32 protein-coding genes are annotated in these 26,202 nt (G+C 62.4%); 22 read left to right on the top strand and 10 right to left on the bottom strand.

The features are described from left to right. Positions 1-29 precede the first annotated feature (29 nt). A complete protein-coding gene (locus tag NKI19_RS09365) occupies positions 30-563 on the top strand; it encodes a MarR family winged helix-turn-helix transcriptional regulator (protein ID WP_352488384.1) in 534 nt (177 codons plus the stop codon). A 55-nt stretch (positions 564-618) separates the two neighbouring features. Then, a complete protein-coding gene (gene guaA, locus NKI19_RS09360; RefSeq protein WP_352488385.1) occupies positions 619-2,181 on the top strand; it encodes a glutamine-hydrolyzing GMP synthase in 1,563 nt (520 codons plus the stop codon). A 276-nt stretch (positions 2,182-2,457) separates the two neighbouring features. Here the strand turns inward: guaA and NKI19_RS09355 are convergent, their stop codons facing one another. The 4 genes from NKI19_RS09355 to NKI19_RS09340 form a co-directional block, all read right to left on the bottom strand. Continuing rightward, a complete protein-coding gene (locus NKI19_RS09355) occupies positions 2,458-2,976 on the bottom strand; it encodes an SRPBCC family protein (protein WP_352488409.1) in 519 nt (172 codons plus the stop codon). Beyond that, positions 2,957-3,319: an ArsR/SmtB family transcription factor gene (locus NKI19_RS09350; protein WP_352488410.1), complete on the bottom strand. Its 363-nt coding sequence runs from the start codon at positions 3,317-3,319 to the stop codon at positions 2,957-2,959. Before NKI19_RS09350 ends, NKI19_RS09355 begins: the two co-directional genes overlap by 20 nt. Positions 3,320-3,424: 105 nt before the next feature. Continuing rightward, a complete protein-coding gene (locus tag NKI19_RS09345) occupies positions 3,425-3,778 on the bottom strand; it encodes a hypothetical protein (RefSeq protein ID WP_352488411.1) in 354 nt (117 codons plus the stop codon). 479 nt (positions 3,779-4,257) lie between these two features. Next, positions 4,258-4,524 carry a winged helix-turn-helix transcriptional regulator gene (locus tag NKI19_RS09340; RefSeq protein WP_352488412.1) on the bottom strand — a complete coding sequence of 89 codons (267 nt, stop codon included), beginning with the start codon at positions 4,522-4,524 and terminating at the stop codon, positions 4,258-4,260. Between the two features lie 206 nt (positions 4,525-4,730). On the opposite strand from NKI19_RS09340, the gene NKI19_RS09335 reads away from it, so the two are divergent. Beyond that, positions 4,731-5,585, top strand: coding sequence for an SDR family oxidoreductase (locus tag NKI19_RS09335; RefSeq protein ID WP_352488413.1), 855 nt, complete (start codon positions 4,731-4,733; stop codon positions 5,583-5,585). 58 nt (positions 5,586-5,643) lie between these two features. Here NKI19_RS09335 and NKI19_RS09330 read toward each other — a convergent pair whose 3' ends face one another. Continuing rightward, complete coding sequence (locus NKI19_RS09330) at positions 5,644-7,710, bottom strand: N,N-dimethylformamidase beta subunit family domain-containing protein (RefSeq protein WP_352564849.1); 2,067 nt, start codon at positions 7,708-7,710, stop codon at positions 5,644-5,646. 198 nt (positions 7,711-7,908) lie between these two features. On the opposite strand from NKI19_RS09330, the gene NKI19_RS09325 reads away from it, so the two are divergent. From NKI19_RS09325 to NKI19_RS09285, 9 genes are all read left to right on the top strand, one after another. Further along, positions 7,909-8,682: an SDR family NAD(P)-dependent oxidoreductase gene (locus NKI19_RS09325; RefSeq protein ID WP_352488415.1), complete on the top strand. Its 774-nt coding sequence runs from the start codon at positions 7,909-7,911 to the stop codon at positions 8,680-8,682. A gap of 79 nt (positions 8,683-8,761) precedes the next feature. Beyond that, on the top strand, positions 8,762-10,084 hold the full coding sequence (gene hisD / locus NKI19_RS09320) for a histidinol dehydrogenase (protein WP_352488416.1): 1,323 nt from the start codon (positions 8,762-8,764) through the stop codon (positions 10,082-10,084). Positions 10,085-10,099: 15 nt separating this feature from the next. After that, on the top strand, positions 10,100-11,122 hold the full coding sequence (locus tag NKI19_RS09315; RefSeq protein ID WP_352488417.1) for a zinc-dependent alcohol dehydrogenase: 1,023 nt from the start codon (positions 10,100-10,102) through the stop codon (positions 11,120-11,122). Between the two features lie 31 nt (positions 11,123-11,153). After that, positions 11,154-11,885 carry a histidine utilization transcriptional repressor HutC gene (gene hutC, locus NKI19_RS09310; protein WP_352488418.1) on the top strand — a complete coding sequence of 244 codons (732 nt, stop codon included), beginning with the start codon at positions 11,154-11,156 and terminating at the stop codon, positions 11,883-11,885. Positions 11,886-12,110: 225 nt separating this feature from the next. Beyond that, positions 12,111-13,112, top strand: a complete 1,002-nt coding sequence (locus NKI19_RS09305; RefSeq protein WP_352709013.1) for an ABC transporter substrate-binding protein — start codon at positions 12,111-12,113, stop codon at positions 13,110-13,112. Positions 13,113-13,209: 97 nt separating this feature from the next. Next, positions 13,210-14,007, top strand: a complete 798-nt coding sequence (locus tag NKI19_RS09300) for an ABC transporter permease (RefSeq protein WP_352951116.1) — start codon at positions 13,210-13,212, stop codon at positions 14,005-14,007. Positions 14,008-14,017: 10 nt separating this feature from the next. Further along, entirely contained in the window at positions 14,018-14,800 is a 783-nt protein-coding gene (locus NKI19_RS09295) for an ABC transporter ATP-binding protein (protein WP_352488420.1), read from the top strand. Positions 14,801-15,002: 202 nt separating this feature from the next. Beyond that, positions 15,003-15,404 (top strand): YciI family protein, encoded by a 402-nt coding sequence (locus NKI19_RS09290; protein ID WP_352488421.1) that lies wholly within the window; start codon positions 15,003-15,005, stop codon positions 15,402-15,404. An 86-nt stretch (positions 15,405-15,490) separates the two neighbouring features. Beyond that, positions 15,491-16,747 carry an RNA polymerase sigma factor gene (locus NKI19_RS09285; RefSeq protein ID WP_352488422.1) on the top strand — a complete coding sequence of 419 codons (1,257 nt, stop codon included), beginning with the start codon at positions 15,491-15,493 and terminating at the stop codon, positions 16,745-16,747. A gap of 86 nt (positions 16,748-16,833) precedes the next feature. Here NKI19_RS09285 and NKI19_RS09280 read toward each other — a convergent pair whose 3' ends face one another. From NKI19_RS09280 to NKI19_RS09265, 4 genes are all read right to left on the bottom strand, one after another. Then, positions 16,834-17,214: a PIN domain-containing protein gene (locus NKI19_RS09280; protein ID WP_502899254.1), complete on the bottom strand. Its 381-nt coding sequence runs from the start codon at positions 17,212-17,214 to the stop codon at positions 16,834-16,836. A gap of 16 nt (positions 17,215-17,230) precedes the next feature. Continuing rightward, positions 17,231-17,461 (bottom strand): AbrB/MazE/SpoVT family DNA-binding domain-containing protein, encoded by a 231-nt coding sequence (locus tag NKI19_RS09275; RefSeq protein WP_023676182.1) that lies wholly within the window; start codon positions 17,459-17,461, stop codon positions 17,231-17,233. Positions 17,462-17,569: 108 nt separating this feature from the next. Further along, entirely contained in the window at positions 17,570-17,995 is a 426-nt protein-coding gene (locus NKI19_RS09270) for a type II toxin-antitoxin system VapC family toxin (RefSeq protein WP_352488424.1), read from the bottom strand. Then, positions 17,995-18,237 (bottom strand): type II toxin-antitoxin system Phd/YefM family antitoxin, encoded by a 243-nt coding sequence (locus NKI19_RS09265; RefSeq protein ID WP_352488425.1) that lies wholly within the window; start codon positions 18,235-18,237, stop codon positions 17,995-17,997. The genes NKI19_RS09270 and NKI19_RS09265 overlap by 1 nt, the downstream gene beginning before the upstream one ends. 191 nt (positions 18,238-18,428) lie before the next feature. Here NKI19_RS09265 and NKI19_RS09260 point away from each other — a divergent pair, with 191 nt between their 5' ends. From NKI19_RS09260 to NKI19_RS09235, 6 genes are all read left to right on the top strand, one after another. Then, positions 18,429-18,752, top strand: coding sequence for an ArsR/SmtB family transcription factor (locus NKI19_RS09260; RefSeq protein WP_352488427.1), 324 nt, complete (start codon positions 18,429-18,431; stop codon positions 18,750-18,752). Next, entirely contained in the window at positions 18,749-19,159 is a 411-nt protein-coding gene (locus tag NKI19_RS09255; protein WP_352488429.1) for an SRPBCC family protein, read from the top strand. The genes NKI19_RS09260 and NKI19_RS09255 overlap by 4 nt, the downstream gene beginning before the upstream one ends. Positions 19,160-19,232: 73 nt before the next feature. Beyond that, positions 19,233-19,625: a VOC family protein gene (locus tag NKI19_RS09250; protein WP_352488430.1), complete on the top strand. Its 393-nt coding sequence runs from the start codon at positions 19,233-19,235 to the stop codon at positions 19,623-19,625. An 86-nt stretch (positions 19,626-19,711) separates the two neighbouring features. Then, the gene (locus NKI19_RS09245) at positions 19,712-19,942 is read left to right on the top strand and encodes a hypothetical protein (RefSeq protein ID WP_352488431.1); all 231 of its coding nucleotides are present in this window, start codon (positions 19,712-19,714) and stop codon (positions 19,940-19,942) included. A 4-nt stretch (positions 19,943-19,946) separates the two neighbouring features. Further along, the gene (locus tag NKI19_RS09240; protein WP_352488432.1) at positions 19,947-20,432 is read left to right on the top strand and encodes a DUF1801 domain-containing protein; all 486 of its coding nucleotides are present in this window, start codon (positions 19,947-19,949) and stop codon (positions 20,430-20,432) included. Positions 20,433-20,522: 90 nt separating this feature from the next. Next, positions 20,523-20,921 (top strand): DUF1801 domain-containing protein, encoded by a 399-nt coding sequence (locus NKI19_RS09235; protein WP_352488582.1) that lies wholly within the window; start codon positions 20,523-20,525, stop codon positions 20,919-20,921. Here NKI19_RS09235 and NKI19_RS09230 read toward each other — a convergent pair whose 3' ends face one another. Beyond that, entirely contained in the window at positions 20,922-21,830 is a 909-nt protein-coding gene (locus NKI19_RS09230) for a dihydrodipicolinate synthase family protein (protein WP_352488433.1), read from the bottom strand. It lies immediately after the preceding gene. A 265-nt stretch (positions 21,831-22,095) separates the two neighbouring features. Here NKI19_RS09230 and NKI19_RS09225 point away from each other — a divergent pair, with 265 nt between their 5' ends. The 4 genes from NKI19_RS09225 to NKI19_RS09210 all read left to right on the top strand — a co-directional run bounded on the left by NKI19_RS09225 (position 22,096) and on the right by NKI19_RS09210 (position 26,111). Further along, positions 22,096-23,193, top strand: a complete 1,098-nt coding sequence (locus tag NKI19_RS09225) for a Gfo/Idh/MocA family protein (protein ID WP_352488434.1) — start codon at positions 22,096-22,098, stop codon at positions 23,191-23,193. Between the two features lie 11 nt (positions 23,194-23,204). Then, complete coding sequence (locus NKI19_RS09220; protein WP_352488436.1) at positions 23,205-23,864, top strand: ThuA domain-containing protein; 660 nt, start codon at positions 23,205-23,207, stop codon at positions 23,862-23,864. A 136-nt stretch (positions 23,865-24,000) separates the two neighbouring features. Next, positions 24,001-25,200 carry a mannonate dehydratase gene (uxuA, locus tag NKI19_RS09215; protein ID WP_352564847.1) on the top strand — a complete coding sequence of 400 codons (1,200 nt, stop codon included), beginning with the start codon at positions 24,001-24,003 and terminating at the stop codon, positions 25,198-25,200. Beyond that, entirely contained in the window at positions 25,197-26,111 is a 915-nt protein-coding gene (locus NKI19_RS09210) for a PfkB family carbohydrate kinase (RefSeq protein WP_352488438.1), read from the top strand. Before uxuA ends, NKI19_RS09210 begins: the two co-directional genes overlap by 4 nt. Positions 26,112-26,202: the final 91 nt, after the last annotated feature.

The following is a 26,202-nucleotide window of genomic DNA, read 5'->3' as shown; positions in this document are numbered from 1 at the left end:
TCGCCACTTAGAGTGAACTAGTAGTCAAGATGCTTGACTATGTATCGGGTGAGAAGAATTTGGTCAAGAGCCTTGACGAAAAATCCGAAACGCTGCCGGATCACATAGGCTGGCGGCTGTGGCAGGCGAGCCGCGCCTGGCAGACCGAATTCGCCGCGGCGATGCGCGCTGCCGGCCATCACTGGTTCACCGAAGCGCGTGCCGGCCTGCTTGGACACATCCCGCGCAGCGGCATGCGCCAGTCGGCGCTGATCGAGCGCTCGGCGATCTCAAAGCAGGCGGTTCAGCAATTGCTCGACGGCTTGGAGACGGAAGGTGTGTTGCAGCGTCTGCCCGATCCGCAAGACGGCCGCGGCAAGCTTGTTCGCTACACGCGCAAGGGCCTGGACGCCCTCCGCGATGGCGATCGCATCAAGCTGCAGATCGAACGGAGCTATGTTGCCCGCCTTGGCCATGAGCGTTTCGCAGCGCTGATGGGCGCCTTGCGATCACTCGATAGAACGCGAACTGATGCATTGGACAAAGCCTCTGGCGTTCAGGACGACGCGCCGGAATCGAAGTGACCGCGCGACCTCACAACCCATTGCGCCGACTCGTTTCTTTCTCTAAACGCTCGCCATGAAAACAGCCAATCATCCCGACACCGTCCTGATTGTCGATTTCGGCAGCCAGTTCACCCAGCTGATCGCCCGGCGCATCCGCGAGGCTGGCGTCTTTTCCGAGATCGTGCCCTTCCAGTCGGCCGAGGCGGCGTTCAAGCGCATCAATCCGAAGGCGGTGATCCTGTCCGGCGGTCCGGCCTCGACCGGCGACATCGGCAGTCCGCGCGCGCCGCAGATCGTCTTCGACGCCGGCGTGCCGGTGCTCGGCATCTGCTACGGCCAGATGGCGATGTGCGTGCAGATGGGCGGCGTCGCTGAAAGCTCCGATCATCGCGAATTCGGCCGCGCCTTCGTCGAGATCGCCAAGGACAGCCCGCTGTTCGAGGGCCTGTGGGCGCCCGGCCAGCGCCACCAGGTGTGGATGAGCCATGGCGACCGGGTTATCACCCTGCCGGAGGGGTTCGAGGTGCTGGGAAAATCGGAGGGCTCGCCCTTCGCCATCTTCGGCAATATCGAGCGCAAGATGTACGGCCTCATGTTCCACCCCGAAGTGGTGCATACGCCGGACGGCGCCAGGCTGCTACGCAACTTCGTCCACAACATCGCCGGCATCGAAGGCGACTGGACGATGCGCGCCTACCGCGAGCACGCGGTCGAGACGATCCGCAAACAGGTCGGCGAGGGCAAGGTGATCTGCGCGCTGTCGGGCGGCGTCGATTCCTCGGTCGCGGCCTTGCTGATCCATGAGGCGGTCGGCGACCAGCTCACCTGCATCCTTGTCGACCACGGGCTGATGCGCAAGGACGAGGCGGCCGGCGTCGTTGAGATGTTTCGCCAGCATTACAATCTGCCGCTGATCCTGGTCGACGCTTCGGACCGTTTCATCGGCGCGCTCGAGGGCGAGTCGGACCCCGAGAAGAAACGCAAGACCATAGGGCGGCTGTTCATCGAAGTGTTCGAGGAGGAGGCCGAGAAGCTCGGCGGCGCCGATTTCCTGGCACAAGGCACCCTCTATCCCGACGTCATCGAAAGCGTCTCTTTCAGCGGCGGTCCGTCGGTGACGATCAAGTCGCACCACAATGTCGGCGGCTTGCCCGAACGCATGAACATGCAGCTGGTCGAGCCGCTGCGCGAACTGTTCAAGGACGAGGTGAGGGCGCTCGGCAAGGAGCTCGGCCTGCCCGACAGCTTCATCGGCCGGCATCCGTTCCCCGGTCCCGGTCTTGCCATCCGCTGCCCGGGCGGCATTACCCGCGAAAAGCTGGAGATCCTGCGCGAGGCCGACGCCATTTATCTCGACGAGATCCGCAAGGCCGGCCTCTACGACGCCATCTGGCAGGCCTTCGCCGTGCTGCTGCCGGTGCAGACCGTCGGCGTGATGGGCGACGGCCGCACCTATGAATTCGTCTGCGCGCTGCGCGCCGTCACCTCGGTCGACGGCATGACGGCCGACTTCTACCACTACGACATGGCATTCCTGGGAGCAGCCGCCACCCGCATCATCAACGAGGTGCGCGGCATCAACCGCGTCGTCTACGACGTGACGTCAAAGCCGCCGGGCACAATCGAGTGGGAGTGAGAAACGGCGGCAACAGCGTTCGGTGGCAATTTTTCGCAAGCCGGTCTGCGCCCACTTTCAGGACGATGTAAAGTCGGTTCCGGAAGGCGGTAGTGCGCCAGCGTAGAATGGCGCGCAAAAAGGTGGATCGAGTCGGACGGGCACGACGAGACCACCTCGGTTGATCGCGTTGCCAATGGGTTTGATGATTGGCCCCGTCGGCGGCGGCCATCTCGTCGGAATTCTCTTCCGTCTAGTTGAAGATCCACGCGGCCGACCAGGAGATCGACGACTTCATCACCGTCGCACGCTCGCGCTCAGGGTGACGAGAAGCTCGTCCAGTTGCTCGAACTGCTCGGGCATCGCATCCGCCGCCCCGGTTCCGGCAGCGTCGAGAGCTTCCTTCGAGGGATAGAGCTCGTGCATGACCAGCAGCGTCTTGCCACCTTTTTCCTCGAAGGTCACCGTGGTGACGGGTCCACCGTCACCACCTTCGTCATTGGTCCAGACGAGGCGCGAGTGCGGTGTCACTTCGATGTACCTACCGAAGAACTCGTCAGGTTCTGAGGCATCGTGGCCGAACACCAAACGGTACCTGCCCCCGGCACGAACATCCATCTCGCAGGAACGCAGGAACATACCCATCGACTTCGGCGCCCACCACTGCTTGAACAGCTCGGGCTTGGTCCATGCCTCGAACACGATGCGCGCCGGGGCGTTGAAGGTTCGCGTAACGACTAGCTCCCGGTCGGACTTCCGTTCCACCGTCGTGCGGTTCTTCATGGGAGTGCGCTCATTATCTCTTCCTTCGTCCATCGACCTTCTCCTTCCGTTTCAGTTCCTCGACAACCTTGTCCAACTCGTCGAAACGTGCGTCCCAGATCTGGCGGTATCTCTCGATCCATGCCGCCTCTTCCTCCAGTCGGCGCAGGCCGAGCTTGCAGGTCCGCACGCGCCCGATCTTCTCCGTGGTGACGAGCCCCGCCTGCTCCAAGACGCCGACATGCTTCTTCATGCCCGTGAGGGTCATGTGGAACTTCTCGGCAAGCTCTGTGATCGAAGCGTCTGTACGTCCGAGCTGCTCCAGAACGCCGCGTCGGGTGGCGTCCGAGAGTGCGGCGAACGAGGCGTCGAGGCGGGTCTGGGTATACTGAACCATATGGTTCAGTATATAACAAACGGGTGGGCGGCGTGCAAGGGGGAGGCCGAGTGGGCTGCGTTGCCCGCCGCCCCTTCTGGTAGACCGCAAGCGATTAGCGGATGTTCAAGTCGGAGCAGGGTCGGTGAGGAAGGGCATGATGTCCACGCCGTCTCCCGGGAAGACCGTGAAATGCGGGTGGTTCTCGAACAGGCGGGCGGCGGCATCGATGGTATCGGCCTCGACGACAATATAACCGCAGAAAGGGTTCACGGCGTCGGCGATGCCGTCCCTGGTAACGCGCCTCGTCTTACCGACCATGCCGCCGCGATCGGGGAAAAATGCGGCATTTCTCTCCTCCCAGTCCGCCCACTGCTGTAAGCCGACGGCATCAATCGCATCCTGCTCGGGCTTAGGCAGGCTGCGAAAGCGGGCGAGGTCTTCGGGCTTCATGGTGTAGACGGCAAGAAAGCGGGGCATGCGGCAATCTTCGTGCTGACAGCAGGCATGCTAGCCTAGACTGCTGGGCGGCCGAAGTCACTGCGCATTACCACCCTCTAAATGCCCGCCAGCTATTTGCATCAGTCCTGTCGCTGCCTATCAGTGAGCGCAGGTCCGAGTTTATGGGGGCTGCCTTGTTCACTCTCGGCGATCGCTCCGGCGCGCTGGATTGCCGCAAACACACCTCGACCAGTCTTTGCTTGAGCGGAGCAACTCCTGATTTTCCGCTTCGGCGAAGTAATCCTCGCCACACTCTCCGATCTGCCAATTGCTGCGTCGGGCCGGTCTGAGGGGCATTCAGGCTAACGATGACCCGAGCTGAAGCTGGCCATCCACTTCGAACGCTGACATGCCGGCGGGCGGAACTGCTCCACCATCAGACCAATGGGCACATCAAGCGGCACCCTGTTCAGGGAAACGCCTGAATGCAGTCTGGCCGCCAAACGATGTGCTCACGATCATCTAGCCGAAGAATCGCGGAGCAGCAGGCGCGACCCGACGTCCACGATAGACCTGATAGCGGGAAGCAGTTCCTGTCCCAACGACGTCAATTCATACTCCACTGTCGGCGGCGAGGTCGCCATCACCTTGCGACCGAGGACGCCGCGCTCCTCGAGATCCCGCAGTCTGCTGGTCAGTACCTTCGCCGAAACGGCTGGGATATCGCGGCGGAGTTCCGAGAACCGACGCGGGCCTTCGCTCCTCGGGTGTCCAGCAGCCGCCAAGCAGCGCCATGCACCTCGACATGGGGCAGCCGGCGAGAGCCTTCACCTTTTTTCGCGTCTTGAGAACCATCGCGCACCCTTCTCGGGGGAGTTTCCAGTTGGTTACCGGAAAATTGCGGTAACCACAAGATACGTGGTTTCAAATGGTAACTAGGGCCGCTATTCGAAGGCTCTCCGATCCACGCAACCACGAAATGGGCTGAACGATGTACGCAATAACTGGAGCAACAGGACAGCTTGGCCGCCTCGTGATCGAGGCACTGGTGAAGACCATTCCGGCCGACCGGATCGTCGCGGCGGTCCGTAATCCGGCAAAGGCCAGCGATCTGGCGGAGCGCGGTGTGATCGTGAGGGAGGCGGACTACGACCGTCCCGACACGCTCGCCCCCGCCTTCGCCGGCGTCCAGAAACTGCTGCTGATTTCCTCGACCGAAGTCAGCGGCCGCCTGCCGAAGCATCGCGCCGTGATCGAGGCAGCCCAACGGGCCGGGGTTTCGTTGATCGCTTACACCAGCATGCTGCACGCCGACACGTCTCCCGCAACGCTCGCGGTCGAGCACCGGCAGACGGAGGAGATCATCGCGGCCTCCGGCGTGCCCGCCGCCATTCTGCGCAATGGCTGGTACATCGAAAACCACCTGCTGGCGCTCCCCACGGCTCTCGAGCATGGAGCCTTCGTCGGCGCCGCCAAAGACGGGCGTTTCTCGTCCACGGCGCGGCGGGACTATGCCGAAGCTGCGGCAGTGGTTCTGACCACCGACGACCAGGCGGGGAAGACGTACGAACTCGCCGCAGACCACGCCTTTGCACTCGCCGAGCTTGCGGCGGAGGTCTCGCGGGAGTCGGGCAAGGCTATTGCCTACGACAATCTTTCCCAAGCCGCCTATCAGGATGTGTTGACGGGGGCCGGGCTGCCGGCCGACTTCGCTGCGCTTCTGGCCGATACCGACGCTGCAGCCTCACGCGGAGCGTTGTTCGATGACGGAGGCGCCCTGGGGCGGCTGATCGGTCGTCCGACCACCTTGATGCAGAGCCTCGTCGCGGCCGCATTGCGCATTTAAAGCCGGGGCTCAGAACTCGACGTGCATAGCGCCGCCGGGCGAAAGCGGATACAGGTATTTATCGATTTTCTCGGCTGGGATTGAGTTCTCCTTTCGTAGCACCGAGGCGGTTGAGCAGATTGAGCGTGATCCTGCCGACGTCGTTCATGGCGCCTGCGGCTGGCAGCGCGCCGCACCAGGCAACCGAGCTTGCCGAAAAGATCAAGCCGCCTGCTGCGAGCTTTCGCAGGGTCATTTCGGCGCAGCGGCGGGCGATGCGTTGGGTATCCCCACCCTCATACCAGCGCGTCGGATCCTGGAAGAAGCTGTCGGGAAATCCGGTCGCACGCGCGACCACGACGGTGTCAGCGGACGTGCCGAGGGCTGGATCCGTCGCATCCACTTCGTAGCCCGCGGCACCGCCCAGCACGATGCCGTCCGTGCCGAAGGTCGCATTTTCAACGCCTTCGAACAGCCATGCGCATCCTGCTTCATGGCTTTCCTCAGTGCGCGTGAAGGGGTGCGCGCCTTCGAAGCCCATCAGTGAGATCGCGCCGCCGATCAGCGAGAATTCGCCTCGGCCGCGGGAGCGGAGATAGCCGCCTGGTTCGTTGGTGATCGACAGCGCCTGTTCGGCGACCGGGCCATCCCAGGTGCGGCCTGCCTCCAGCGGCGAGCGCCGCAGCTCCATCAGGTCATCCTTGAAAGCCACAGTGGCAGCGAAGCCGTTGCCGCCGAGATAGGCGAGGCTGCCGCCTTCGGCCACAAACTGCCGCAGTGCCTGCTCCATCTCGATCGACATATATTCGGGGTGGCTGCCGGTGACGACGGCCTGATGTCGACGCAGACCATCTATGCCGCATTCGTGCAAATCGTGATCGGTCATGACGTCAAACACGATTCCATTGTCGTGGCAGAATCGGAGGAAGTGCAGATCGACCGGCAAATTGTGTGGGCAGCCGCAGAGCGGATAATCGTAATCGTCCCTGAGCGTCACTTTCGGCTTTTTGTAGGAGCAGATGGAAACACCGCTAAGGTCGGAATGGTAGTCGTAAAGAGATTTCAGATTGTTGGCGATCGCGAAGCGATGTCCCCGGTCGTCGCCTTTCCATTCATAAAGATGATCGGGGAGATATTCGTCCGCATAAGCGAGATAGGTGGCCGTCGGCACGAGATACAACAGCGGCGACGAAACCTGTGAAGAGGTGACGAAGAACACCACGCGTTCGTAGCCACCATCCCATTCGATCTGGAACGCGTAGACGCCTGGGCGTGCGTTTTCCGGGATCGTCACGCGGTGCGATGCCGGCCACTCAAGCGGGCCGATGTCGTCGTCGTGGCAATGGATAGCGTCGTAGTGCGACGGCACGAAGCGAGGCTCGAAGCTCGATCCGTCCCAGCGTGCCGAAGTCACGCAGAAGGCTGGCTGATTGATCACGTCGAGGAGCAACGGATCGGCTCCGCCCGACGACAGGATCGGCTGCGCAGGTAACAGCGTCGGGAAATCCCAGGCAATGATCCCCTGTGGAGTATCGAGCCGGATAGCTGCAAATTTCGCGTTGAGGGTAGGTTGGTGGTGGGTAGCACCTGCGCCGAAATGGATGCTGCGCGCCTGGAGGTTCCGCGCCGGGCTGCCAAAACCTTCATGGAGTTCGTAAGGCGCGAGAAGATCATGGGATTTGATGCGCAGACGCGATTGCTCCTGCCGCAGATCCAACTCGACAGTGAGCCACACACCCGTTGGCGCCTTCTTCTCGACAAGGGTTTCGCCGCCGATTTCCACGACAAATGCGCCGTCGCGGAGGCGCAGCCCAAGGGCGCCTGCCTCCAGGATCGTGCGCGCACCTTCGTTGCGCGTGAGGAACAGCTCAAAACGTATGCCGTGGAGGGCTTGTACTTTGGCCAGTTCGCCGGCTCGCACGAACAGGAACGACCCCTGGTCGAAATGCCGATGCCGTGCTTCACCTATCGTTTCGATTGGCCAGGCGAGAAATTCCGGAGCCGGCTTGTCGAGCCGGCAAATTCGTGTGGCCTTTATCGGCCGATCACATGACAGGCTGAGGCTGATCCGCTGGCCTGCTTTGGCACTCCAGGGGGTGGTATAACCAACCACGCTCATCGCGTCGTGGTCTACTGCGCGCTTCATCTATCCCTCCCGATGAACTCCAGATGGGCTGGGGCGAACCGCGTAGACCGGTCCGATGTCGACCAATGCGCTGCCGCTCTGACAAGCAAAGTTTCGCATGGCGCACTACAGCCATGATGTACATGCTTGTATAGATAAGCTGCATTCGGATAGTCTCGACACGATCGGTCCAAGCGCGACATTACCAAGGAGGATGACATGCGCAACGCATCTCTCTTCGACCTGTCAGGCAGGAAGGCGCTTGTAACCGGCGCAAGCCGCGGCATCGGGCGCAGCATCGCCGAGGCGATCAGCGCGGCCGGCGCCGACGTCGCGGTCACGGCGCGCAGCGTCGCCTCGCTCGAGGAGACGATGGCCGCAATCCGCACTGCCGGCGGGGTCGCGCATGCCATCGCCCTGGACGTCACCGATGTCGACCGCTGCCGGGCGGCGACAGCCGAGGCCGGCAACCTGCTCGGAGGTCTCGATATTCTCGTCAACAATGCGGGGGTGGAAGAGGTCCGGCCTTCACTCGATGTCGACGAGGCCTTGTGGGACAGGATTGTCGATACGAATCTCAAAGGCGCCTTCTTCTGCGCCCAAGCCGCCGCGCGGCAGATGAGAGACGCCGGACGGCCCGGCGTCATTATCAATCTCTGCTCGTTGACCTCTGAGGTTGGGGTTCCCACGGCGGTGCCATACGGCTCGTCGAAATCAGGCCTCCTCGGCATGACGCGGGCGCTTGCGGCGGAGTGGGCCGATCTTGGGATCCGGGTCAACGCCATTGCGCCTGGCTATTTCAGGACAGCGATGACAGACGTGTTCTACAGCAACGAGGCATGGCAGCAATCGATGCTCGCCAAGATTCCGCAGCGCCGTTTTGGTGATCTCTCGGACCTGCACGGAATCGCGGTGTTCCTCGCTTCGGATGCGGCAGCCTACATAACCGGCCAGTCCATTCCCGTGGATGGAGGCTTTCTCGCATCGATTTGAAGGCTTCAGGGCCGGAGACGTATCCCAGAAGTGATCGACAAGCGCTAATCGTAATTGGGTCTCAAGAAAAGGAGCCGCCATGTCTGACGTCAGCTTCCACCGCCTGTCATCCCTCAGTGTCGATCAGCGGGCCAGTTTACTGAGACGCGCCGAGGGAGATCTGTCTTCCTTCATCGAAAAGGTCCGTCCAATCATCCAGGCCGTCAAGGATGAAGGTGACGCGGCCTTGCTCCGGTTTGCACGCGAGCTCGACAAAGCCGATGTTGCCGACGGTGGACTGAAAGTTTCGGAAGCGGAGTTCGACGCGGCATTCGACAAGGTCGACAAAGATGTCGTCGAGAGTATCCGGTTCGGCATCGAGAACATAAGGCATTTCCACGAGGAGCAGCGCCCGGAAACGATGTGGCTCAAGGAAGTTCGGCCGGGCGCCTATGCGGGTGACCGATACACACCAATCGCTTCGGTCGCGCTTTATGTTCCGCGCGGCAAAGGCGCCTTCCCTTCGGTGACGATGATGACGTCGGTTCCGGCGGTGATTGCCGGGGTTCCCCAGATCGCGATCGTGACGCCTGCGACTTCGGACGGTTCCGTCGACGCCGCGACGCTGGTTGCTGCCCGCATCGCCGGCGTGGAGACCGTGTACAAATGCGGCGGCGCCCATGCGGTCGCCGCCGTCGCCTATGGAACCGAGACCGTGAAGCCTGCCGTCAAGATCGTCGGGCCGGGGAGCCCGTGGGTGGTGGCGGCAAAGAGCGTGTTGTCCCCGATCATCAACACAGGTCTCCCCGCCGGTCCGTCCGAAGCGATCATCTTTGCCGATGACAGCGTCGACGGCGGCCTGGCTGCTCTTGACCTGTTGATCGAGGCCGAGCACGGGCCGGATTCCTCGGCCTATCTGGTGACGCACAGCCGCAAGGTCGCCGAAGCCGCGTTGATTGCGATACCGGAACACTGGTCCCGCATGAGCGAACAGCGTGTGGAGTTCTCGCGCGCGGTACTGACTGGAAAGCGCGGCGGCATCGTGCTGACCGAGTCGCTGGAGGACAGCTACCGCTTCATCAACGATTATGCACCGGAGCACCTCGAGATTCTGTCAACGGAGCCATTTGCGCATCTCGGACGCATTACAGAAGCCGCCGAGATCCTCATGGGACCGCATACGCCGGTGACCCTCGCCAACTTCGTCCTGGGACCCAATGCGGTGCTGCCGACCAGCCGGTGGGCGCGAACCTTTGGACCGCTTTCCGTGACGGATTTCGTCAAGAGATCGTCGGTCGGCTATGTGACCTCGGCGGCCTATCCGGAACTCGCCCTGCATGCGCGCAGGCTCGCCCGCTACGAAGGATTCAGCTCGCATGAGAACGCGGTTTCGGAGATCCGCGATCGCTATCTCGCCGGCTGAGCGGAAACGATGACGATGAGGGCGGCGCGACTCCATGGACCCGGCGACTTGCGTGTGGAGGATATCGCCGCACCAGGCGCTCCCGAGCCAGGCTGGGTGAAGCTGAGGGTCGATGCCGCAGGCATTTGCGGTTCCGATCTCCACAACTTCCGCACGGGCCAATGGATAAGCCGATCGCCTTCGACGGCTGGCCATGAGCTGACAGGCACGGTGATCGCCATCGGCGAGGGCGTGGACACCGTCGCTGTTGGCGACCGAGTGGTCGCCGATTCCCGTTTCTGGTGTGGAGAGTGTGCGCAATGCCATGCAGGCAGGCGGCACCTTTGCACGTCGCTGGGCTTCGTCGGCGAGATATGCGACGGCGGATTTGCCGAACAGGCGGTCCTGCCCGCACGCCTGCTGCACGTCGTCGATGCCGCGCTTGACGAACGGGTCGCGGCGATGGCCGAGCCGCTGGCTGTAGCGTTGCACGCAGTGCGGCGTCTGCCGAAAACGGCCGGCTCCGTTCTTGTCGTCGGCTGCGGGACTATCGGCGGGCTTGCCGCACTGCTGCTTTCCCGGACATTCGCAGGTACCGTGCTCGTCGCCGACCGCAATCAGGGCCGCTGCGCCCGCGTGGCGCGGGTCACCGGCGCCAGCATCGTCGACTTGAATCGGGACGCCATTGCCGCCGCCACCGCGGATACCGCCTTGCTCGCTGCCGTCGAAGCGACCGGCAGCATCGCAGCACTCAGCCAGTTGCTCGGCGTTCTGGATGCCGGCGGCACCGTTGCGATGGTCGGCATATTCCATGGGCGCCTCGATATCGATCCCAACATCCTGGTTGAACGCGAAATCGCATTGCTGGGATGCCACGCCTTTGCCGACGAGTTTCCCGACGCCATTCGGATGCTCGGCGAGTTGACCGAGCCCATGGTCGAACTGATCGACCGCGAGATCGGCCTGGATGATGTTCCCGCAGCCTATGAGCGGCTGCTGACGGGGCAGGGCGACGGCTTGAAAACAATCATCCGGATGCGGTCTGCCGGGCGCGTGTGATTTCCGAATCTTGCCGGAAAGGATTTTTGAAATGATCACTTTGCCCGACACCGCCAGCCCTCTTTACGAGAAGGTCAAGGACTACATCCTGACGAACATCGGAACGGGGCGATGGAGCAAGGACCGGAAGCTGCCGTCCGAAAATGAATTCGTGGCGACACTCGGCGTGTCTCGGATGACGGTCCATCGTGCCTTGCGGGAGTTGACCTCTGCGGGTTTTCTGATCCGGCTCCAGGGCGTCGGCACATTCATCGCGCCACCTCGACCGCAATCCGCACTGATCGAGATCAACAACATCGCGGCGGAAATTGTCGCGCGGGGAAACAGGCATCGTTCCGAGGTTATCGTCCTCGAAAAGATCACGCCGACAAAGGAGCTCGCGCTTTCGTTCGAGTTCGCAAAACGCGCGTCGCTCTATCATTCCATCGTCGTCAACTTCGAGAACGACCTGCCTGTGCAACTGGAAGAGCGCTTCGTCAACCCGGGCCTGATACCCGACTATGACAAGCAGGACTTTTCCAAGACAGCGACCTACGACTACCTCATGCAGAAAACCCCGGTGACGGAGGTCGAGCACATTATCTCGGCGACTCCTGCCGATGCAGAGACGGCGCGGTATCTGGGCATCGACGTCGGCAGCTGCTGCCTGTTTCTGCATCGCCGGACATGGACCGGCGCCGTCATTGCCACGATCAGCAAGCTGACTTACGTTGGCAGCCGCTACTCGCTTGGCAGTCGATATTCTCCATCCAAAAAAACCTGATCGCAGTGAAGCGAATCAGAGTCGGAAGGAGGGGTCCAACTTGTATATGCATGTATGTATTTAGCCTTGACATCCGCTGTCGCTGACGTTGAAGTGTCGTCGCACTTTCGTTGAACGGACAGCTAAGATGCCGAGGCACGGTGCCGCAAGAGCAGAAGCCCGCATTCTCACCAGGCCGGATGTTTGGTTCAAAAAAGCGGCCTGATCATCAAGGGGAACAAGATGATGCGTAACCTAGCAGGACAATTTCGGGCACTCGTCATGGCTGCTGCCGTCGGGTTTGCCCCGGCGGCCTACGCGGCCGACACGACAATTCCGGCGACGCCTGAGGCAGGAACATTCAAGATCGGCATCGAGCCATGGCTTGGCTATGGCCAGTGGCACGTCGCCGAGGCCAAGGGCCTGTTCAAGGCAAGCGGGCTGTCGGACGTGCAGATCGTGAACTTCGCCGAGGACAAGGACATCAACGCGGCCCTGGCCAGCGGCCAACTCGATGCCGCCAATATCGCGACCCACACGGCTATGGGCATGGTTGCGGCCGGCCTGCCGGTGAAGATCGTGCTTCTGCTCGACGTCAGCATGACTGCAGACGCCATGATCGCCGGCAAGGACATCGCCTCCGTCGCCGACCTCAAGGGCAAACAGGTCGCTTTCGAGGAAGGCACGACGAGCGACATCCTGCTCAAATACGCGCTCGCCAAGAACGGCATGTCCATCGCCGATGTCCAGCCGGTTCCAATGCCGGCGGCGGATGCCGGCAGTGCGTTGATCGCCGGCCAGGTTCCGGTCGCGGTGACCTATGAGCCCTATCTCACCGCGGCCAGGGCACAGAACAAGGACGTCAAGCTGCTCTTCACCGCAGGCGAAGATCCCGGCCTGATCAGCGACGTGTTTGTGGTGCGCGATGAGGTGATCAAGTCGCGTCCCGGCCAGGTGCTTGCCATGATCAAGACCTGGGATGCGGCCCTGAAGGCTTACAATGCCGACACGCCCGACGGCCGGGCGATCATCTCCAAGGCGGTCGGTTCGAGCGTCGAAGACCTCAACACCGCCTTTGATGGCGTGCGTTACTATACTCTCGCCGAAAACAAGGATGCGCTGACGGGCGAATTCTCCACCAAGATATTCGCCGACGTCGAGGCGGCCGCCAAGAACGCCGGGCTGCTTCAGGCGGACGTGACGCCGGAGCAGATGATCGACCCGTCATTCGTCAAGGCCGCGAAATGACGAGGGCCGGCTCGCGGTGGTGACGCAAATGTCCGAGCAGCGTGCGACCAAGCCAAGCCCGTCTCACGCAGTGCCGGGGCCGGTAATCAAACAGCCGATGCGCCGTCGCCCCTCCACCGGGATAGGCGCGCCCCTCGCACGCTCGCGCTTCCTGATGATAGCAGTGGCGGTTTTTGCCGGCCTCGGCCTTGCCTGGTGGGCGGCAACGGGGCTGGGGCTGGTAAAGCCGATTTTCCTGCCCTCGCCCGGGAGCGTGGTGACCCAGCTCGGCAAGCTCTCGGCTGACGGCACGCTGTGGCTGGATCTCAGGACCTCGATATACCGTATTTCTGTTGGCTTCCTCATCGCCTCGGCATTGGCGATTCCGATCGGCGTGCTGATCGGCAGCTTCAGGACCTGGGAAGCGGCGATCGAGCCGCTTGTGGATTTCATCCGCTACATGCCGGTGGTCGCTTTCGTGCCCCTCTCCATCCTGTGGTCGGGCACGGGCGATGCCCAGAAGTTCCTGATCATCTTCATCGGCACCTTCTTCCAGCAGGTGCTGATGATCATGGACAATGTAAAACGGGTTCCCGCTGATTTCATCGGCCTTGGCAGGACGCTCGGCCTGCCGGATCGCAGGATCCTGACGCGCATCGTGGTTCCCAGCGCCTTGCCAGGCATCTGGGATACGTTGCGCATTAGTCTCGGCTGGGCATGGACCTGGCTGGTGTTGGCGGAACTTGTCGCGGCGACATCAGGCCTCGGCTACCGCATCACCGTGTCCCAGCGCTATTTCCAGACAAACACCATCATCGGCTACATCCTGCTGCTGGGCGTGCTTGGCCTCATCACCGACCAGGTCATGAAGGCACTGGGAAAAGCGCTGTTCCGGCAGGAGGGTCACGTGCAATGAGGCCGGGCCGATGAGTTTGCCCAAACTGCGGATCGAGGGTCTCCACAAGAGCTTCGGCACGGGCGCGCGGCGCACGGAAGTGCTGCGCGATATCAATCTCGATCTTGCCGACAACGAGTTCGTCTCGCTGGTGGGCACGTCGGGTTGCGGCAAGAGCACGCTGCTGTCGATCGTTGCCGGACTGCAGGATTTCGACGCGGGAGATCTTGCCATCGATGGCGCGCCGATCCTGCAGCCGGGCCTCGACCGCGGCGTCGTCTTCCAGTCCTACACCCTGCTTCCCTGGCTGACGGCGCAGCAGAATATCGAGTTCGCGCTCAAGGCCGCGGGTCATGATCGCGCGACCTGCCGCAGGATAGCACGCGAGCATCTCGATTTGGTCAAGCTCCCTCACAGCGCCAATCGCTATCCGTCGGAGCTTTCGGGCGGCATGAAGCAACGGGTGGCCATAGCGCGTGCCCTTTCCTATCGACCCAAAATGCTTCTGATGGACGAGCCCTTTGGCGCGCTCGATGCCTTGACCAGGCATCAGATGCAGGAACTCCTGACGCAGATCTGGGAGGAGCACAGGCTCACCGTGCTCTTCGTCACCCATGATGTGGAAGAAGCCGTCTACCTGTCGGACCGCATCGTCGTGATGGGGATCGGCCCGGGACGCATCATGCAGACCTTCAATGTCGACATTGAGCGCCCGCGCCGGGAAGAGGTCATGGAAACCCGGGCCTTCATGGATTTGCAGCGCAGCGTGCACAAGGCGATCCGCGAGGCCTCAAAACGTCCCGAAATGGTTTAGGCGCCATTCAATTTACTTACAATTGGCGACCTGCGTTGCGCCAATCCCGATATCGCGCCATCGCGATCCCTGACCAGGGGCGCCGCGATCGGCGTCTTTCTCCTCAACCTCGAAAAAAATTTGCAGGACAATGTCGATTTCCTAAACTCCGTTCGTCGTTTCGATGCCGGCCGGTGAGGCCGGCTCAACAAGGAGACAGACGATGCGTGTGATGGTGCTCGTGAAGGCTACCGAGGACAGCGAAAAGGGCTTTCTCCCCACGCCCGAGGCGAAGGAGGCGATGGAGGCGATGGGCAGGTTTAACGACGAGCTGCGCCATGCCGGCATCTTGCTCGACGCCGACGGCCTCAAGCCCTCCTCGCAGGGCAAGCGCGTTGCGTTCGATGGTCCACGCCGGACGGTCATCGACGGACCTTTCGCCGAGACCCGCGAACTGGTCGCCGGCTTTTGGCTCTGGGAAGTCAAGGACATGGACGAGGCGGTCGCCTGGGTGAAGCGCTGCCCCAATCCCATGCCGGGACCGAGCGAGATTGAGATCCGGCCGCTGTACGAGATGGCTGATTGGCAATGGGAATCTGACGCCGGAGGTCACGGAAATCCATGACCGGACGCGCGAGAAGCTCAGCGGCAGCTGAACCTGTCGGCCGCAACCTGTTTTGCCTTCGTTTTGGCTTTGGCCGATAAGGCAGCATGACGGCAGGCGAGACGCAGCAGGCGATCGAGGCGATTTTTCGCATTGAACGGGCCAGGCTCATCGCGGGGCTGGCCCGCCTCGTGCGCAATGTCGATCTTGCAGAGGAACTGGTGCAGGACGCCCTCGTCATAGCCCTATCCGAATGGTCCAGGACCGGCGTTCCGGCCAATCCCGGCGCTTGGCTGATGACGGTCGCCAAACGCCGCGCCATCGACGCGATCCGTCGCGACAAGATGCGCGAGCGCAAACATGAGGAGATCGCGCGGGAGCTGGACGGCGAGTGCGATGGTACGGCCGCGGGAAACGAAACGGCCATGAACGACGATCTTGGCGACGAGCTGCTGGGCCTCATCTTCACAGCCTGCCACCCCATACTTTCGGCCGACGCCCGCGCGGCGCTCACGCTGCGTGTCATCGGCGGCCTGACGACGGACGAGATCGCCCGTGCTTTCCTGTCGAGCGAGGTGACGATCGCCCAGCGCATCGTCCGCGCAAAGAGGACGATCGGAAAGGCCGGGCTCAACTTCGAGGTGCCGCGCGGCGCCGAGCGTGCGGCGCGACTGTCCTCGGTACTGGAGGTCATCTATCTCATCTTCAATGAAGGCTATGCTGCCACGGCAGGCGACGACCTTGTCCGGCCGGGCCTGTGCCTGGAGGCACAACGGCTGGGCCGCATGCTGGCGGGGCTGATGGCCGAGGATGCCGAGGTGTTCGGCCTGCTGGCTCTGATGGAAATCCAGGCATCGCGCCTGCCGGCACGCATCGGGCCGGACGGCGGCCTCTTGACCCTGACCGAGCAAAACCGCGCGCGCTGGGACCAGCTGCTGATCCGCCGAGGCCTTGACGCGCTGGCCCGTGCCGAAGCCCTCGGGGGCGATGGCCCCTATGTGTTGCAGGCCGCGCTTGCAGCCTGTCACGCGCGGGCGCGCAGTCCGGCCGATACCGATTGGCCCCGCATCGCAGCGCTCTACGACCGGCTGCATGCAGTGATGCCCTCGCCGGTGGTCGATCTCAATCGAGCGGTCGCCCACAGCATGGCTTTCGGGCCCGAAGCGGGCCTGCGGCTGGTAGACGAGATTGCCGACGCCGCCGCCTTGCGCAATTATGCGCCATTGCCAGCGGCGAGGGGCGATTTTCTGTTTCGGGCTGGCCGGCTGGCCGAGGCCCGCGCCGAATTCGAGACTGCGGCCAAGCTCACCCGCAACGTGCGCGAAGCGGCCTTTCTCCTCGCCCGCGCAGATGCTTGTGGTTGACAGCATCGCTCTCCGTGCCTGACGCGCCGCTCGGCAACATCGAAAGCCGCCATTCGCTCCCGGCCAGCTCCCTTCAATGAGCGTGATCAGCTCGCAACGCGAAAGGGATTAACGATGCGCAAGCCTTCGTCGAGCGCCAATGCGTGCTGCATGTCCTCTGACCAAAGTGTATCGCAGCCAGCGTGAATCGCCGCGGAGGCGATCATCGCGTCATAGGTGGAAAGGCCGTACCGCTCGGCGAGCCTCAATCCTGTTTCGTGGGTCTCGAGCGTGAGCGGATGAACCGTCAACAGGCCGCGCAGCATGGTCAGCAGCGCATGCGTGTCGTCCCATGACATTTGCATCTTCCGACGCGCGACATTGGTGAGTTCATTGAGAACCTGCACGCTGATCGCCCCGCCAGCAGCGATGACCGCCTCGGCCCGATCCGCCTTCGCCGTATCGCCTGACGCGATGTAAAGAAGCACATTGGTGTCGAAAAAACTAACGGGCATTTGCCTCGTCCCGATCGAATTTGAAGTCAGCGGGAAGCCGACCGCGGAAGGCGCGGAGACGCTTCAGCAACTCCTCGCGCCCGGGCTTTCGCGCGACGCCAAGCTGGCGGGCGTCAGCGACATGGATTTCGATCTCATCGCCTTCCCTGAGTTCAAGCGCTTCGACCACAGCGGCGGGAAGGCGGACCGCAAGACTGTTTCCCCATTTGGCAACCTGCATACCACTTCCTCTCTTAGATATACGCTGGAAGAAATGTATATCCAGAAGTCCTCAAGGTCAAGAATTGCAGCCAATCGGTTTATTCATTTTGGAGGGAGAGGGCCTTGATCATGCCAGCAACTGCGTCGGCACGCCGAGAATCGGTCCTGCCTCGGCGAGCCGCTGGTCGAGGGTTCGCACCGTGGCGCCATGCTCGGATGCCGCCGCGAGGTGCAGGGCGTCGCCAGCACGAAGCCCCAGCGTATGCTGATCGGCGAATTTCGCGGCGACCCGAAAATGTCCGCCCGTCACCGGCAGCACGGTGAAGCTCTCAGCGACCAGCTTATTGAACATCGCGAGCGCTGCTGCGCGCTGCTCCAGGTCGATCTGTCCGGTCCGAAGCTTGATCGCCATGGCGGAGGACATCTCGGTGATGGTCCAGTCGCTGATCACAAGTTGCGCTGGGTCCTGCTCCGCCAGCCAGCCCTGAACGCGCGCGGTAATGGCTTCGTTGGATAGCGCCGCGACGATCAGCGAAGTGTCGAGGTAAAGCATCAGTAGCGATCGCCATCTCGCATCGACCGCACCAGATCGGCGGCAGCCTGAGCCTGCAGAGGCATGGTTGCGGTCAGGGATTGGAGCAGGACGGCGTCGATCCGTTTGCGAGGGCGGGCCACGGCCGTGAGCCTGGCGACCGGCTTGCCACGCCGAGTTATGTCGATCGAGTCTCCAGCCTCGACCCGGTCGACGAGCTCACTCAGATGTGCCTTGGCGTCCGCCAGATTGACCGCGTTCATGTCACGCTCCTGACCATGTAGATGGTCATGTAGCGCATAACACGTGACAATTCCAGTGCAGAGCACAGCGAATAAGCAACTGGCTGCGTGAGCGAAGCAGGTGACTAACGAGAATTATGCCGCTTCGCGCTTGACTCATACATATCCCGATGGTTATACATCGATCAATAGCCGAAGGGTTATCGATCCCAATGCCAAACGCTCACGATGTACTGTTCAGAACGCTTGCCGATCCGACTCGGCGCGCTATTTTTGAGCGACTGTGTCGTGAAGGAGAGCAGACGGTCGGGGCTCTGACGGCTCAGGCCGGGATCTCGCAACCGGCCGTGTCGAAGCATCTCGGCGTTTTGAGGCAGGCCGGGCTCGTGCGCGACCGCCATGCAGGACGGCAGACCCATTATAGTGCGCAGCTTGCAGCGCTTGCCCCCTTGCTCGACTGGACGAGCCAGATGACCGGATTCTGGCAGAGCCGGTTCGACGACCTCGAAGACCTGCTCAAAAGGATGGACCAGTGAACCGAACGTCGACCGAAACACTCTCCGTCGTTGTTGAACGGGAAATCGCTTATCCGCCTGAGAAGATCTGGCGCGCGCTCACCCAACCACACTTGATCGAGGAGTGGCTCATGAAAAATGACTTCAAACCTGTCGCGAACCACCGCTTCAATCTTCACGCAGACTGGGGCTTCGTCGAGTGTCAGGTGCAGACGGTCGAGCCGAACAGAACGCTGACTTACACGTGGGATACCAAGGATCTCAAGAGTGTCGTCTCCTGGACTCTCACCCCCACGAGCACCGGTGCCCGCTTGCGCATGGAACAGTCGGGCTTCCGGCCGGATCAGCAGCCCTACTTCCGGGGTGCCAAAGTCGGCTGGCCGAGGTTCTTTGACGATCTGGAGCAGGTTCTGGCGCGGACGGACTGAGATCCGCGGGCGCTATTCAAGCAGGGGCTCTGTTACAGAGCGGCAGATGGCGGGCGATAATGGAGGCAAGCCAATGAAGATCAAGTTGACCAAAGTATACGTGGATGACCAGGAAAAGGCTCTGGATTTCTACACCGAAACGCTCGGCTTTACAAAAAGGGCCGATTTCAGCAATGGGCCGTTTCGCTGGCTGACCGTCGCATCACCCGACGAGCCGGACGGGACCGAGCTGCAACTCGCGCTCAATGACAACCCGGCTGCAAAAGCCTACCAGCAAGCCATTTTCCAGCAGGGCCAGCCCGCGGTCATGTTCTTCACCGATAACGTCAAGAGCGATTACGAGCGCATCAAAGCGCGCGGCGCCGAGTTCACGATGCCGCCGACCGAAGTAACCGGCTCGATCATCGCCCAGCTGAACGACAACTGCGGCAATCTCGTTCAAATCACCCAGCTGGCGCGCTGGTAAGGCAAGCGTTCAGTGGCGTGGCTCCCTGGCGAGAGCCGCCAAACGGGCCGCCCGATCCGCTCGGTTCGTCTTCAGAGGAGGTCTCAATGGATTGGAACAAATGGGTTCGGCAGATCCACCGCTGGCTGTCGATTATCTTTGCGGCGGTCGTCGCCGCCATCTTCATCAGCCTGGGAGTAGGCAAGGAACCCGCCTACTGGGTGTACCTCTTGCCGCTGTTTCCACTCGGCTTGCTCCTGCTTACCGGTCTGTACATGTTCGTGCTGCCTTACGCTCCCAAGTGGCGCAACGCCGGGGGCTCAGGCGCCTTGGAGTGAATGCATGGCCGACAAGACGTCCATCAAGTCAGCGGCGGTCGTGAAGAAGCCCGCCGCCAAGCCTACAGCGGCCAAGCCTGCAGCCGCCAAGCCGGTCCTCCTCGCAGGCGGCAACCCGCAGATCCCGAAGGGTGATGGTGACGCTCCTGTGCAGGCCTACATCGCGGCCATGCCGGGCTGGAAACGCGACGTCGGGCGCCGCCTCGACGCACTCGTCGAGCGCAACGTTCCCAACCTGCGCAAGGCCGTCAAATGGAACTCGCCCTTCTATGGCGTAGAGGGTCAAGGCTGGTTCCTCAACTTCCATTGCTTCACGAAGTACATCAAGCTGGCTTTCTTCCGCGGTGCGTCGCTGCGTCCCGTCCCACCCGGCGAGTCCAAGCACAAGGACGTGCGCTACCTCGACATCCGCGAGGACGACCAGCTCGACGAAGCTCAACTCACCGACTGGGTAAAGCAAGCCAGCCAATTGCCTGGCGAGCGAATGTGAGCGGGAATGCCAGTCATTCCCGCAAATCCGGTGCCGACTAGGTATTCATGTGACGGGCGAGCGGCAACAACCCTAGGGAAAGCGACAATGATGATGAAGAGTGGCTCGATGGAAGGAAATGCAGAGAGCTCTCCCTCTCAGCTGATAGATGCGAGGATCAGTGAGCTGGGCGATTGGCGAGGCAAGACGCTTTCCCATGTCCGCGCTCTCGTCAAGCAGGCTGACCCGGAAGTGGTCGAGGAGTGGAAGTGGCGAGGCGTTCCGGTGTGGTCGCACGCCGGAATAATCTGCACCGGCGAGACCTACAAGAGCGTCGTGAAAGTGACCTTCGCAAAGGGCGCCTCGCTGCCGGACCCTTCAGGCCTGTTCAACTCCAGCCTCGAAGGCAACACCAGGCGCGCCATCGATATCCGTGAGGGCGAAGACATAGATGAGAATGCGTTCAAGGCGCTGATACGCGCTGCTGCCGCCCTGAACACGGCCCGATAGTCAGCTCCGGCCGATATGGTCGGCTAGCGGGCCGAGAGCGGCGAGCAAAGCTTCGCCGGTGGCTTGCGTCGCGTTCTCATGCGGCGCGCGCAGGTTCAGCCAGCGTCTGTCGCCGGACCGTACCGCCAGCACTGCCTTCATCGCAGCGATGAGGCCGGCGTCCTGGATGATTTTGCGGAACGCCTTGATGGCGGCATCCGCGTCAGTAATGTCCTCTCCCGCCAGCGTTGCGTCGTAGAGGGCCCGGATCGCTGCCGCATTCAGATTGACCGTCGCCGAGATGCACCCCGCAGCACCGTTGGCGAGGCCTTTCGTCAGCTGTGCTTCCGAGCTCGGAAACACCGCGACCCTTGGGGCTGCCGCAATGACCGCCGCGGTGTTGTTCCAATCGCCGGCGCTGTCCTTGTAAGCTACTACGACATCCGGAAACGCTTCGCTCAGCCGGGCGGTCAGCGCCGGGCTCACCGGTACGCCGGAATTCTGCGGGATGTGGTAGAGGATCATCCTCATCGCCGGGTTCGCCACCCGTTCGATCAGCTCGCCATAGTAGCGGGCCTGGCCGTTGTCGCCGGCGGCCGTATAGAAGAACGACGGCAGCACCATCACCCCGGCACAGCCGAGACCGACCGCATGCGCCGTCAGCTCGACGGTTTCGGCAAGTGCTGTGACACCGGTGCCGGGCATTAGACGGCTTGGCGAAATACCGGCCTCGACCAGCCACTCCAGCGCTTGCATGCGCTCGCGCAACGAGACGGACAAGGCCTCGCCCGTGGTGCCGAACGGCGACAGGAAATGCGCTCCCTGATCCAGCACCCACTTGGCGTGTGATATCCAGAGGTCGCGGGCAATACGGCCGTCGTTTTCAAACGGCGTCAGGATCGGTGCGATGGTTCCTTGTGGGCGGATCATGTGCGTCCTTCTACGGGTGAAAATCGGTGCTGTGCTCAAAGCCGGCATCAAGAATGTCGAGCAAGCTACATGAAGCAATGTTGCTGAGTACCGGCCGTTCGACCTCGAAAGCAAGCGCCTCGCGCATGGGCGCGCGATTGTGATCGGGCGGCGGTTCTGAGGCTCTCAAGGTAAATCCTTGTCACGGGAGAACCTCGTCCGGCCGAAAGGGGGGTGACAAACGAGTTCTGCTGTTTCATCAATGCCGCCTTTTGAGGAGAAGCCCATGCGGAGGATCGGTGTCGGCATTATCGGCTGCGGCAACATTTCGGATGCCTACCTGAAGGCATCGCCACAATTCCCGGTGCTCGATATTGTCGGCGTTGCCGACATCAACCCTACGGCGGCCGAGGCCAAGGCAGCGGCCTACGGCCTGGCTGCCATGCCGGTCGACGCGCTGTTGGCCGATCCGCGCGTCGAGATCGTGCTCAACCTGACGACGCCGCAGCATCATGTGCCGGTCGGCTTGCAAGCTGTCGGGCAAGGCAAGCACGTTTACTCCGAGAAACCGCTGGCAACGACGCTCAGTGACGCCGAGCGGCTGGTCGCGGCCGCGCGCCAACAGGGCGTGCGCATCGGCTGCGCACCCGACACCTTTCTTGGCGGCTCCCACCAGACGGCGCGGCGGCTGGTCGATGAGGATACGGTTGGGACCATCGTCGCCGGCTCTGCCTTCATGCAGGTGCCCGGCCACGAACTCTGGCATCCCAATCCGGATTTCTACTATCAGCCTGGCGGTGGGCCAATGCTCGACATGGGACCGTACTATCTGACCTGCCTGGTCAATCTCCTGGGTCCGGTAAAATCCGTGACCGGGCAGGCGAAGTCATCCTACGCCACCCGCACCATCGGTTCTGGACCGCGCCAGGGCGAAACCATCCGGGTCGAGATGCCGACCCATATTTCCGGCCTGCTCGCATTCGAGAATGGCGCCGCGGTCTCGATCACCACCAGCTTCGACGTCTGGAAGCATGAACACAATCACATCGAACTTTACGGAACCACGGGCTCGATGATCGTTTCCGATCCCAACCAGTTCCAGGGCGACATCAGGACCAGCCAGCGCAAGGGCGACTGGACGGTGGCCGATCAGATCCATTCCTATGGCGACGGCAACTACCGGGGCCTCGGCCTTGCCGACATGGCGCAGGCGATCGTCTCGGGCAGGCAACACCGCGCCAGTCTCGATCTTTCCCTCCATGTCCTGGAAATCATGGAATCGGTCATCTCTTCAGCAGAGACAGGGCAGCGTGTCGATCTCAGATATGGCTGCGCCCGGCCGGCACCGATGCGCGCCGACCTGCCTTTCGGAATTCTGGGATAGGGAATAATGCGATGAGCAAGACGGCACTGATTTTGTGGGGCGGCTGGGAAGGTCACACCCCGGCCCGAAGCGCCGAAATCGTCAAGGAGATGCTGGCCGGCAACGGCTTCGACGTGCAGCTGGAGCGGGGGACTTCAGCGCTTGCCGATCCGCAGCTGGGTAAGCTCGATCTCATTGTCCCGGTGATCACCATGTCGACCATCGAAAAGCCGGAGCTGCAAAACCTGACCAGCGCCGTCGGGGCCGGCACCGGCCTTGCGGGCTTTCACGGCACCATGTGCGACAGCTTCCGCAACGAACCGGAATATCAATTCATGACCGGCGGCCAGTGGGTTGCCCACCCCGGCAACATCATCGACTATCACGTCGACATCACCAGGCCAGACGATCCGCTCATGCAGGGCATCGACGGCTTCGCCTACCGTTCGGAGCAGTATTACATGCATGTCGATCCGACCAACGAGGTGCTGGCGACGACTACTTTCACCGGCGAGCATCTCGATTTCATCGCCGGCGTCGTCATGCCGGTTGTCTGGAAGCGCCGCTACGGCAAGGGCCGCGTCTTCTACAGCGCGCTCGGCCACACCGCCGACGAGTTCGCCGTACCGCAAATGCGCACGATATTCGAACGCGGCGCGATTTGGGCCAGCCGAAACGTGGACCTTGCGTAGCCGTTCAATCTGAACGCCACGTATCGTTGTATCCTTTCAAAGGGCGGCCGCCCGAACGCCGGCACGGGCACGATTGACTGCCATGGTAGCATCCAATACACAGCGGTCATCGGAAAATTGCGCAGCTGGAGGTCGAATGGAGCAGACGTGGCGATGGTTTGGTCCGAGCGACGCGGCAACGCTTGCCCACGCGAGGCAGGCCGGCGCAACCGGCATCGTGACGGCACTGCACGACATCCCTTACGGCGAAGTGTGGCCGATCGACGCCATCAGGCAGCGCCAGGCGCTTATCGAGGCGGATCCGGCGATGGGCCTGAAATGGAGCGTCGTCGAGAGCGTCCCCGTGCACGAGGACATCAAGCTCGGCCGCGGCGATCTCGACCGGCTCTACGACAATTTCAGGCAGACCTTACGCAATCTCGGCGCCTGCGGTGTGCGCACGGTCTGCTACAACTTCATGCTGATCCTCGACTGGACCCGGACCGACCTGGCTGCGCCGCTGCCGGGCGGCGGACGGGCGCTCCGCATGAACATGCACGAGCTTGCCGCGTTCGATTGCTACATGCTGCAGCGCAAGGGATCGGAGCGCGACTATGCGTCCGATGTTCTCCAGCGGGCGAGCGAATGGTTCGAGACGACGCCGGATACGTCAAAAGAGCGTCTGCTCGCCAACATTATGGCCGGCCTGCCGGGCGCCTTCAAGCGCTACGACATAGCGGAATTGCGCGAAGTAGTGGCCGAGCAGTCGAGCCTGTCGCACGACCGGCTGCGCGAGAACCTCGTCCGTTTTCTCGAAAACGTGCTGCCGGCGGCCGAAGAGGCGGGCGCCACGTTGGCGATCCACCCGGACGATCCGCCGCGCGATCTCGTCGGCCTGTGCCGCATCGTCAAGAACGCCGACGACATCGCCTTTATCCTGGACGCAGTGCCATCGGCCCATAGCAGCCTTACCTTGTGCACGGGGTCGCTGGGCGCCAACCCGGCCAATGACGTGCCCGCCATCGCCAGGCGCTTTGCGCACAAGATAAACTTCGTGCATCTGCGCAACGTCAGCAAGGACCCGGACGGCTCGTTCATGGAATCCGAGCATCTGAGCGGCGATGTCGACGTGGTGTCGGTGGTCTCGATCTTGCTCGACGAGCAGCAACGCCGCCGCGACGCCGGCGAACCGGCGGCGCTGCTGCCGTTTCGTCCGGATCATGGCCACGAGCTGATCGATGACGCTGCGCGGCACACCCATCCCGGCTACCCCGTGATCGGCCGGCTTCGCGGCCTTGCCGAATTGAGAGGCGTGATGACGGCGATTGCCCATCAGCGCGGCTACCGGCTGCAATGACGGCGCCCCGCCTGCTCTGCGTCGGCGCGCTCACCTACGACACGATCTTGCGCCTCGATGTCCTGCCCTCCGGCGCCGGCAAGTTCCTGCCGAGCGAGGCCGTGCAGATCGCGGCCGGCATGGCGGCAAGCGCCGCCGCGTCGGCCAGCCGCCAGGGCGGGCAGGTCTGGCTATGGGCAAGCGTCGGCGACGATGCAGTCGGCCGCGATGTCATCGGCCAGATGGAGGCGGAGCGGGTCGACTGTTCGCTGGTGCGCAGGGTTGAAGGTGGCCGCTCGGCCATTGCCACGATCCTGGTCGATGCCGCCGGCGAGCGTATGATTGTGCCCTTCTACGATGCCGTCACGCAAGCAGATCCGGACCGTCTTCCGCCGGCGGATTTTTCCCGCTTCGACGCCGTGCTGGTCGATGTCCGCTGGCCCGGAGCCGCCGCCCTGGCGCTGGCGAAAGCTCGTGAATACGGCATTCCGGCGGTCCTTGACGCCGATGTCGCATCGCGACCGGTGCTCGACCGGCTGCTGCCGCTCGCCTCGCATGTCGTTGCTTCACTGCCGGCGGCACGCATCCTGTGCGGTCCGGAGATATCCGCCGGTTCTGCCGTGGCCATTCTCGGCGAACGGATCGGCGCCTTCATGGCCGTCACCGATGGGGCGAACGGCACCGCGTTCCGGCACCCGGGCGGCAATGATGTCCGTCATCTGCCGTCGCCGCGCGTCGAAGCCGTCGACACCCTGGCGGCAGGCGACGTGTTTCACGGCACCTTCGCTCTCGGTCTGGCCGAAGGTTGGGACGAAGAGCGCGCCATAGCAGTGGCCAGCGCCGCCGCCGCCCTGAAATGCCTGCGCTTTGGCGGACGTCTTGGCGCACCGACGCGCGCCGAAACGCTGGCTTTCATGCAAGGATCGACATAATGCCGAACACGCTTGGGCCGGCTCGGTGGAAAGAGCACGTCAAGTGGCGCCGATCGACTACCATAGTAGTTACTGCGGAGCTGTTCTTGGG

It is taken from the genome of Mesorhizobium sp. M0751 (assembly GCF_040320265.1).
Lineage (GTDB): Bacteria > Pseudomonadota > Alphaproteobacteria > Rhizobiales > Rhizobiaceae > Mesorhizobium.
The sequence above is the reverse complement of the archived record's forward strand: the minus strand, read 5'-3'. Positions and strand labels throughout refer to the sequence as shown.

Coding starts and splice junctions, on each gene's coding strand:
- NKI19_RS09365 (WP_352488384.1), top strand. CDS start 30: ATGCTTGACTATGTATCGGGTGAGAAGAATTTGGTCAAGAGCCTTGAC.
- guaA (WP_352488385.1), top strand. CDS start 619: ATGAAAACAGCCAATCATCCCGACACCGTCCTGATTGTCGATTTCGGC.
- NKI19_RS09355 (WP_352488409.1), bottom strand. CDS start 2,976: ATGGACGAAGGAAGAGATAATGAGCGCACTCCCATGAAGAACCGCACG.
- NKI19_RS09350 (WP_352488410.1), bottom strand. CDS start 3,319: ATGGTTCAGTATACCCAGACCCGCCTCGACGCCTCGTTCGCCGCACTC.
- NKI19_RS09345 (WP_352488411.1), bottom strand. CDS start 3,778: ATGCCCCGCTTTCTTGCCGTCTACACCATGAAGCCCGAAGACCTCGCC.
- NKI19_RS09335 (WP_352488413.1), top strand. CDS start 4,731: ATGTACGCAATAACTGGAGCAACAGGACAGCTTGGCCGCCTCGTGATC.
- NKI19_RS09330 (WP_352564849.1), bottom strand. CDS start 7,710: ATGAAGCGCGCAGTAGACCACGACGCGATGAGCGTGGTTGGTTATACC.
- NKI19_RS09325 (WP_352488415.1), top strand. CDS start 7,909: ATGCGCAACGCATCTCTCTTCGACCTGTCAGGCAGGAAGGCGCTTGTA.
- hisD (WP_352488416.1), top strand. CDS start 8,762: ATGTCTGACGTCAGCTTCCACCGCCTGTCATCCCTCAGTGTCGATCAG.
- NKI19_RS09315 (WP_352488417.1), top strand. CDS start 10,100: ATGAGGGCGGCGCGACTCCATGGACCCGGCGACTTGCGTGTGGAGGAT.
- hutC (WP_352488418.1), top strand. CDS start 11,154: ATGATCACTTTGCCCGACACCGCCAGCCCTCTTTACGAGAAGGTCAAG.
- NKI19_RS09305 (WP_352709013.1), top strand. CDS start 12,111: ATGCGTAACCTAGCAGGACAATTTCGGGCACTCGTCATGGCTGCTGCC.
- NKI19_RS09300 (WP_352951116.1), top strand. CDS start 13,210: ATGCGCCGTCGCCCCTCCACCGGGATAGGCGCGCCCCTCGCACGCTCG.
- NKI19_RS09295 (WP_352488420.1), top strand. CDS start 14,018: ATGAGTTTGCCCAAACTGCGGATCGAGGGTCTCCACAAGAGCTTCGGC.
- NKI19_RS09290 (WP_352488421.1), top strand. CDS start 15,003: ATGCGTGTGATGGTGCTCGTGAAGGCTACCGAGGACAGCGAAAAGGGC.
- NKI19_RS09285 (WP_352488422.1), top strand. CDS start 15,491: ATGACGGCAGGCGAGACGCAGCAGGCGATCGAGGCGATTTTTCGCATT.
- NKI19_RS09275 (WP_023676182.1), bottom strand. CDS start 17,461: ATGCAGGTTGCCAAATGGGGAAACAGTCTTGCGGTCCGCCTTCCCGCC.
- NKI19_RS09270 (WP_352488424.1), bottom strand. CDS start 17,995: ATGCTTTACCTCGACACTTCGCTGATCGTCGCGGCGCTATCCAACGAA.
- NKI19_RS09265 (WP_352488425.1), bottom strand. CDS start 18,237: ATGAACGCGGTCAATCTGGCGGACGCCAAGGCACATCTGAGTGAGCTC.
- NKI19_RS09260 (WP_352488427.1), top strand. CDS start 18,429: ATGCCAAACGCTCACGATGTACTGTTCAGAACGCTTGCCGATCCGACT.
- NKI19_RS09250 (WP_352488430.1), top strand. CDS start 19,233: ATGAAGATCAAGTTGACCAAAGTATACGTGGATGACCAGGAAAAGGCT.
- NKI19_RS09245 (WP_352488431.1), top strand. CDS start 19,712: ATGGATTGGAACAAATGGGTTCGGCAGATCCACCGCTGGCTGTCGATT.
- NKI19_RS09240 (WP_352488432.1), top strand. CDS start 19,947: ATGGCCGACAAGACGTCCATCAAGTCAGCGGCGGTCGTGAAGAAGCCC.
- NKI19_RS09235 (WP_352488582.1), top strand. CDS start 20,523: ATGATGAAGAGTGGCTCGATGGAAGGAAATGCAGAGAGCTCTCCCTCT.
- NKI19_RS09230 (WP_352488433.1), bottom strand. CDS start 21,830: ATGATCCGCCCACAAGGAACCATCGCACCGATCCTGACGCCGTTTGAA.
- NKI19_RS09225 (WP_352488434.1), top strand. CDS start 22,096: ATGCGGAGGATCGGTGTCGGCATTATCGGCTGCGGCAACATTTCGGAT.
- NKI19_RS09220 (WP_352488436.1), top strand. CDS start 23,205: ATGAGCAAGACGGCACTGATTTTGTGGGGCGGCTGGGAAGGTCACACC.
- uxuA (WP_352564847.1), top strand. CDS start 24,001: ATGGAGCAGACGTGGCGATGGTTTGGTCCGAGCGACGCGGCAACGCTT.
- NKI19_RS09210 (WP_352488438.1), top strand. CDS start 25,197: ATGACGGCGCCCCGCCTGCTCTGCGTCGGCGCGCTCACCTACGACACG.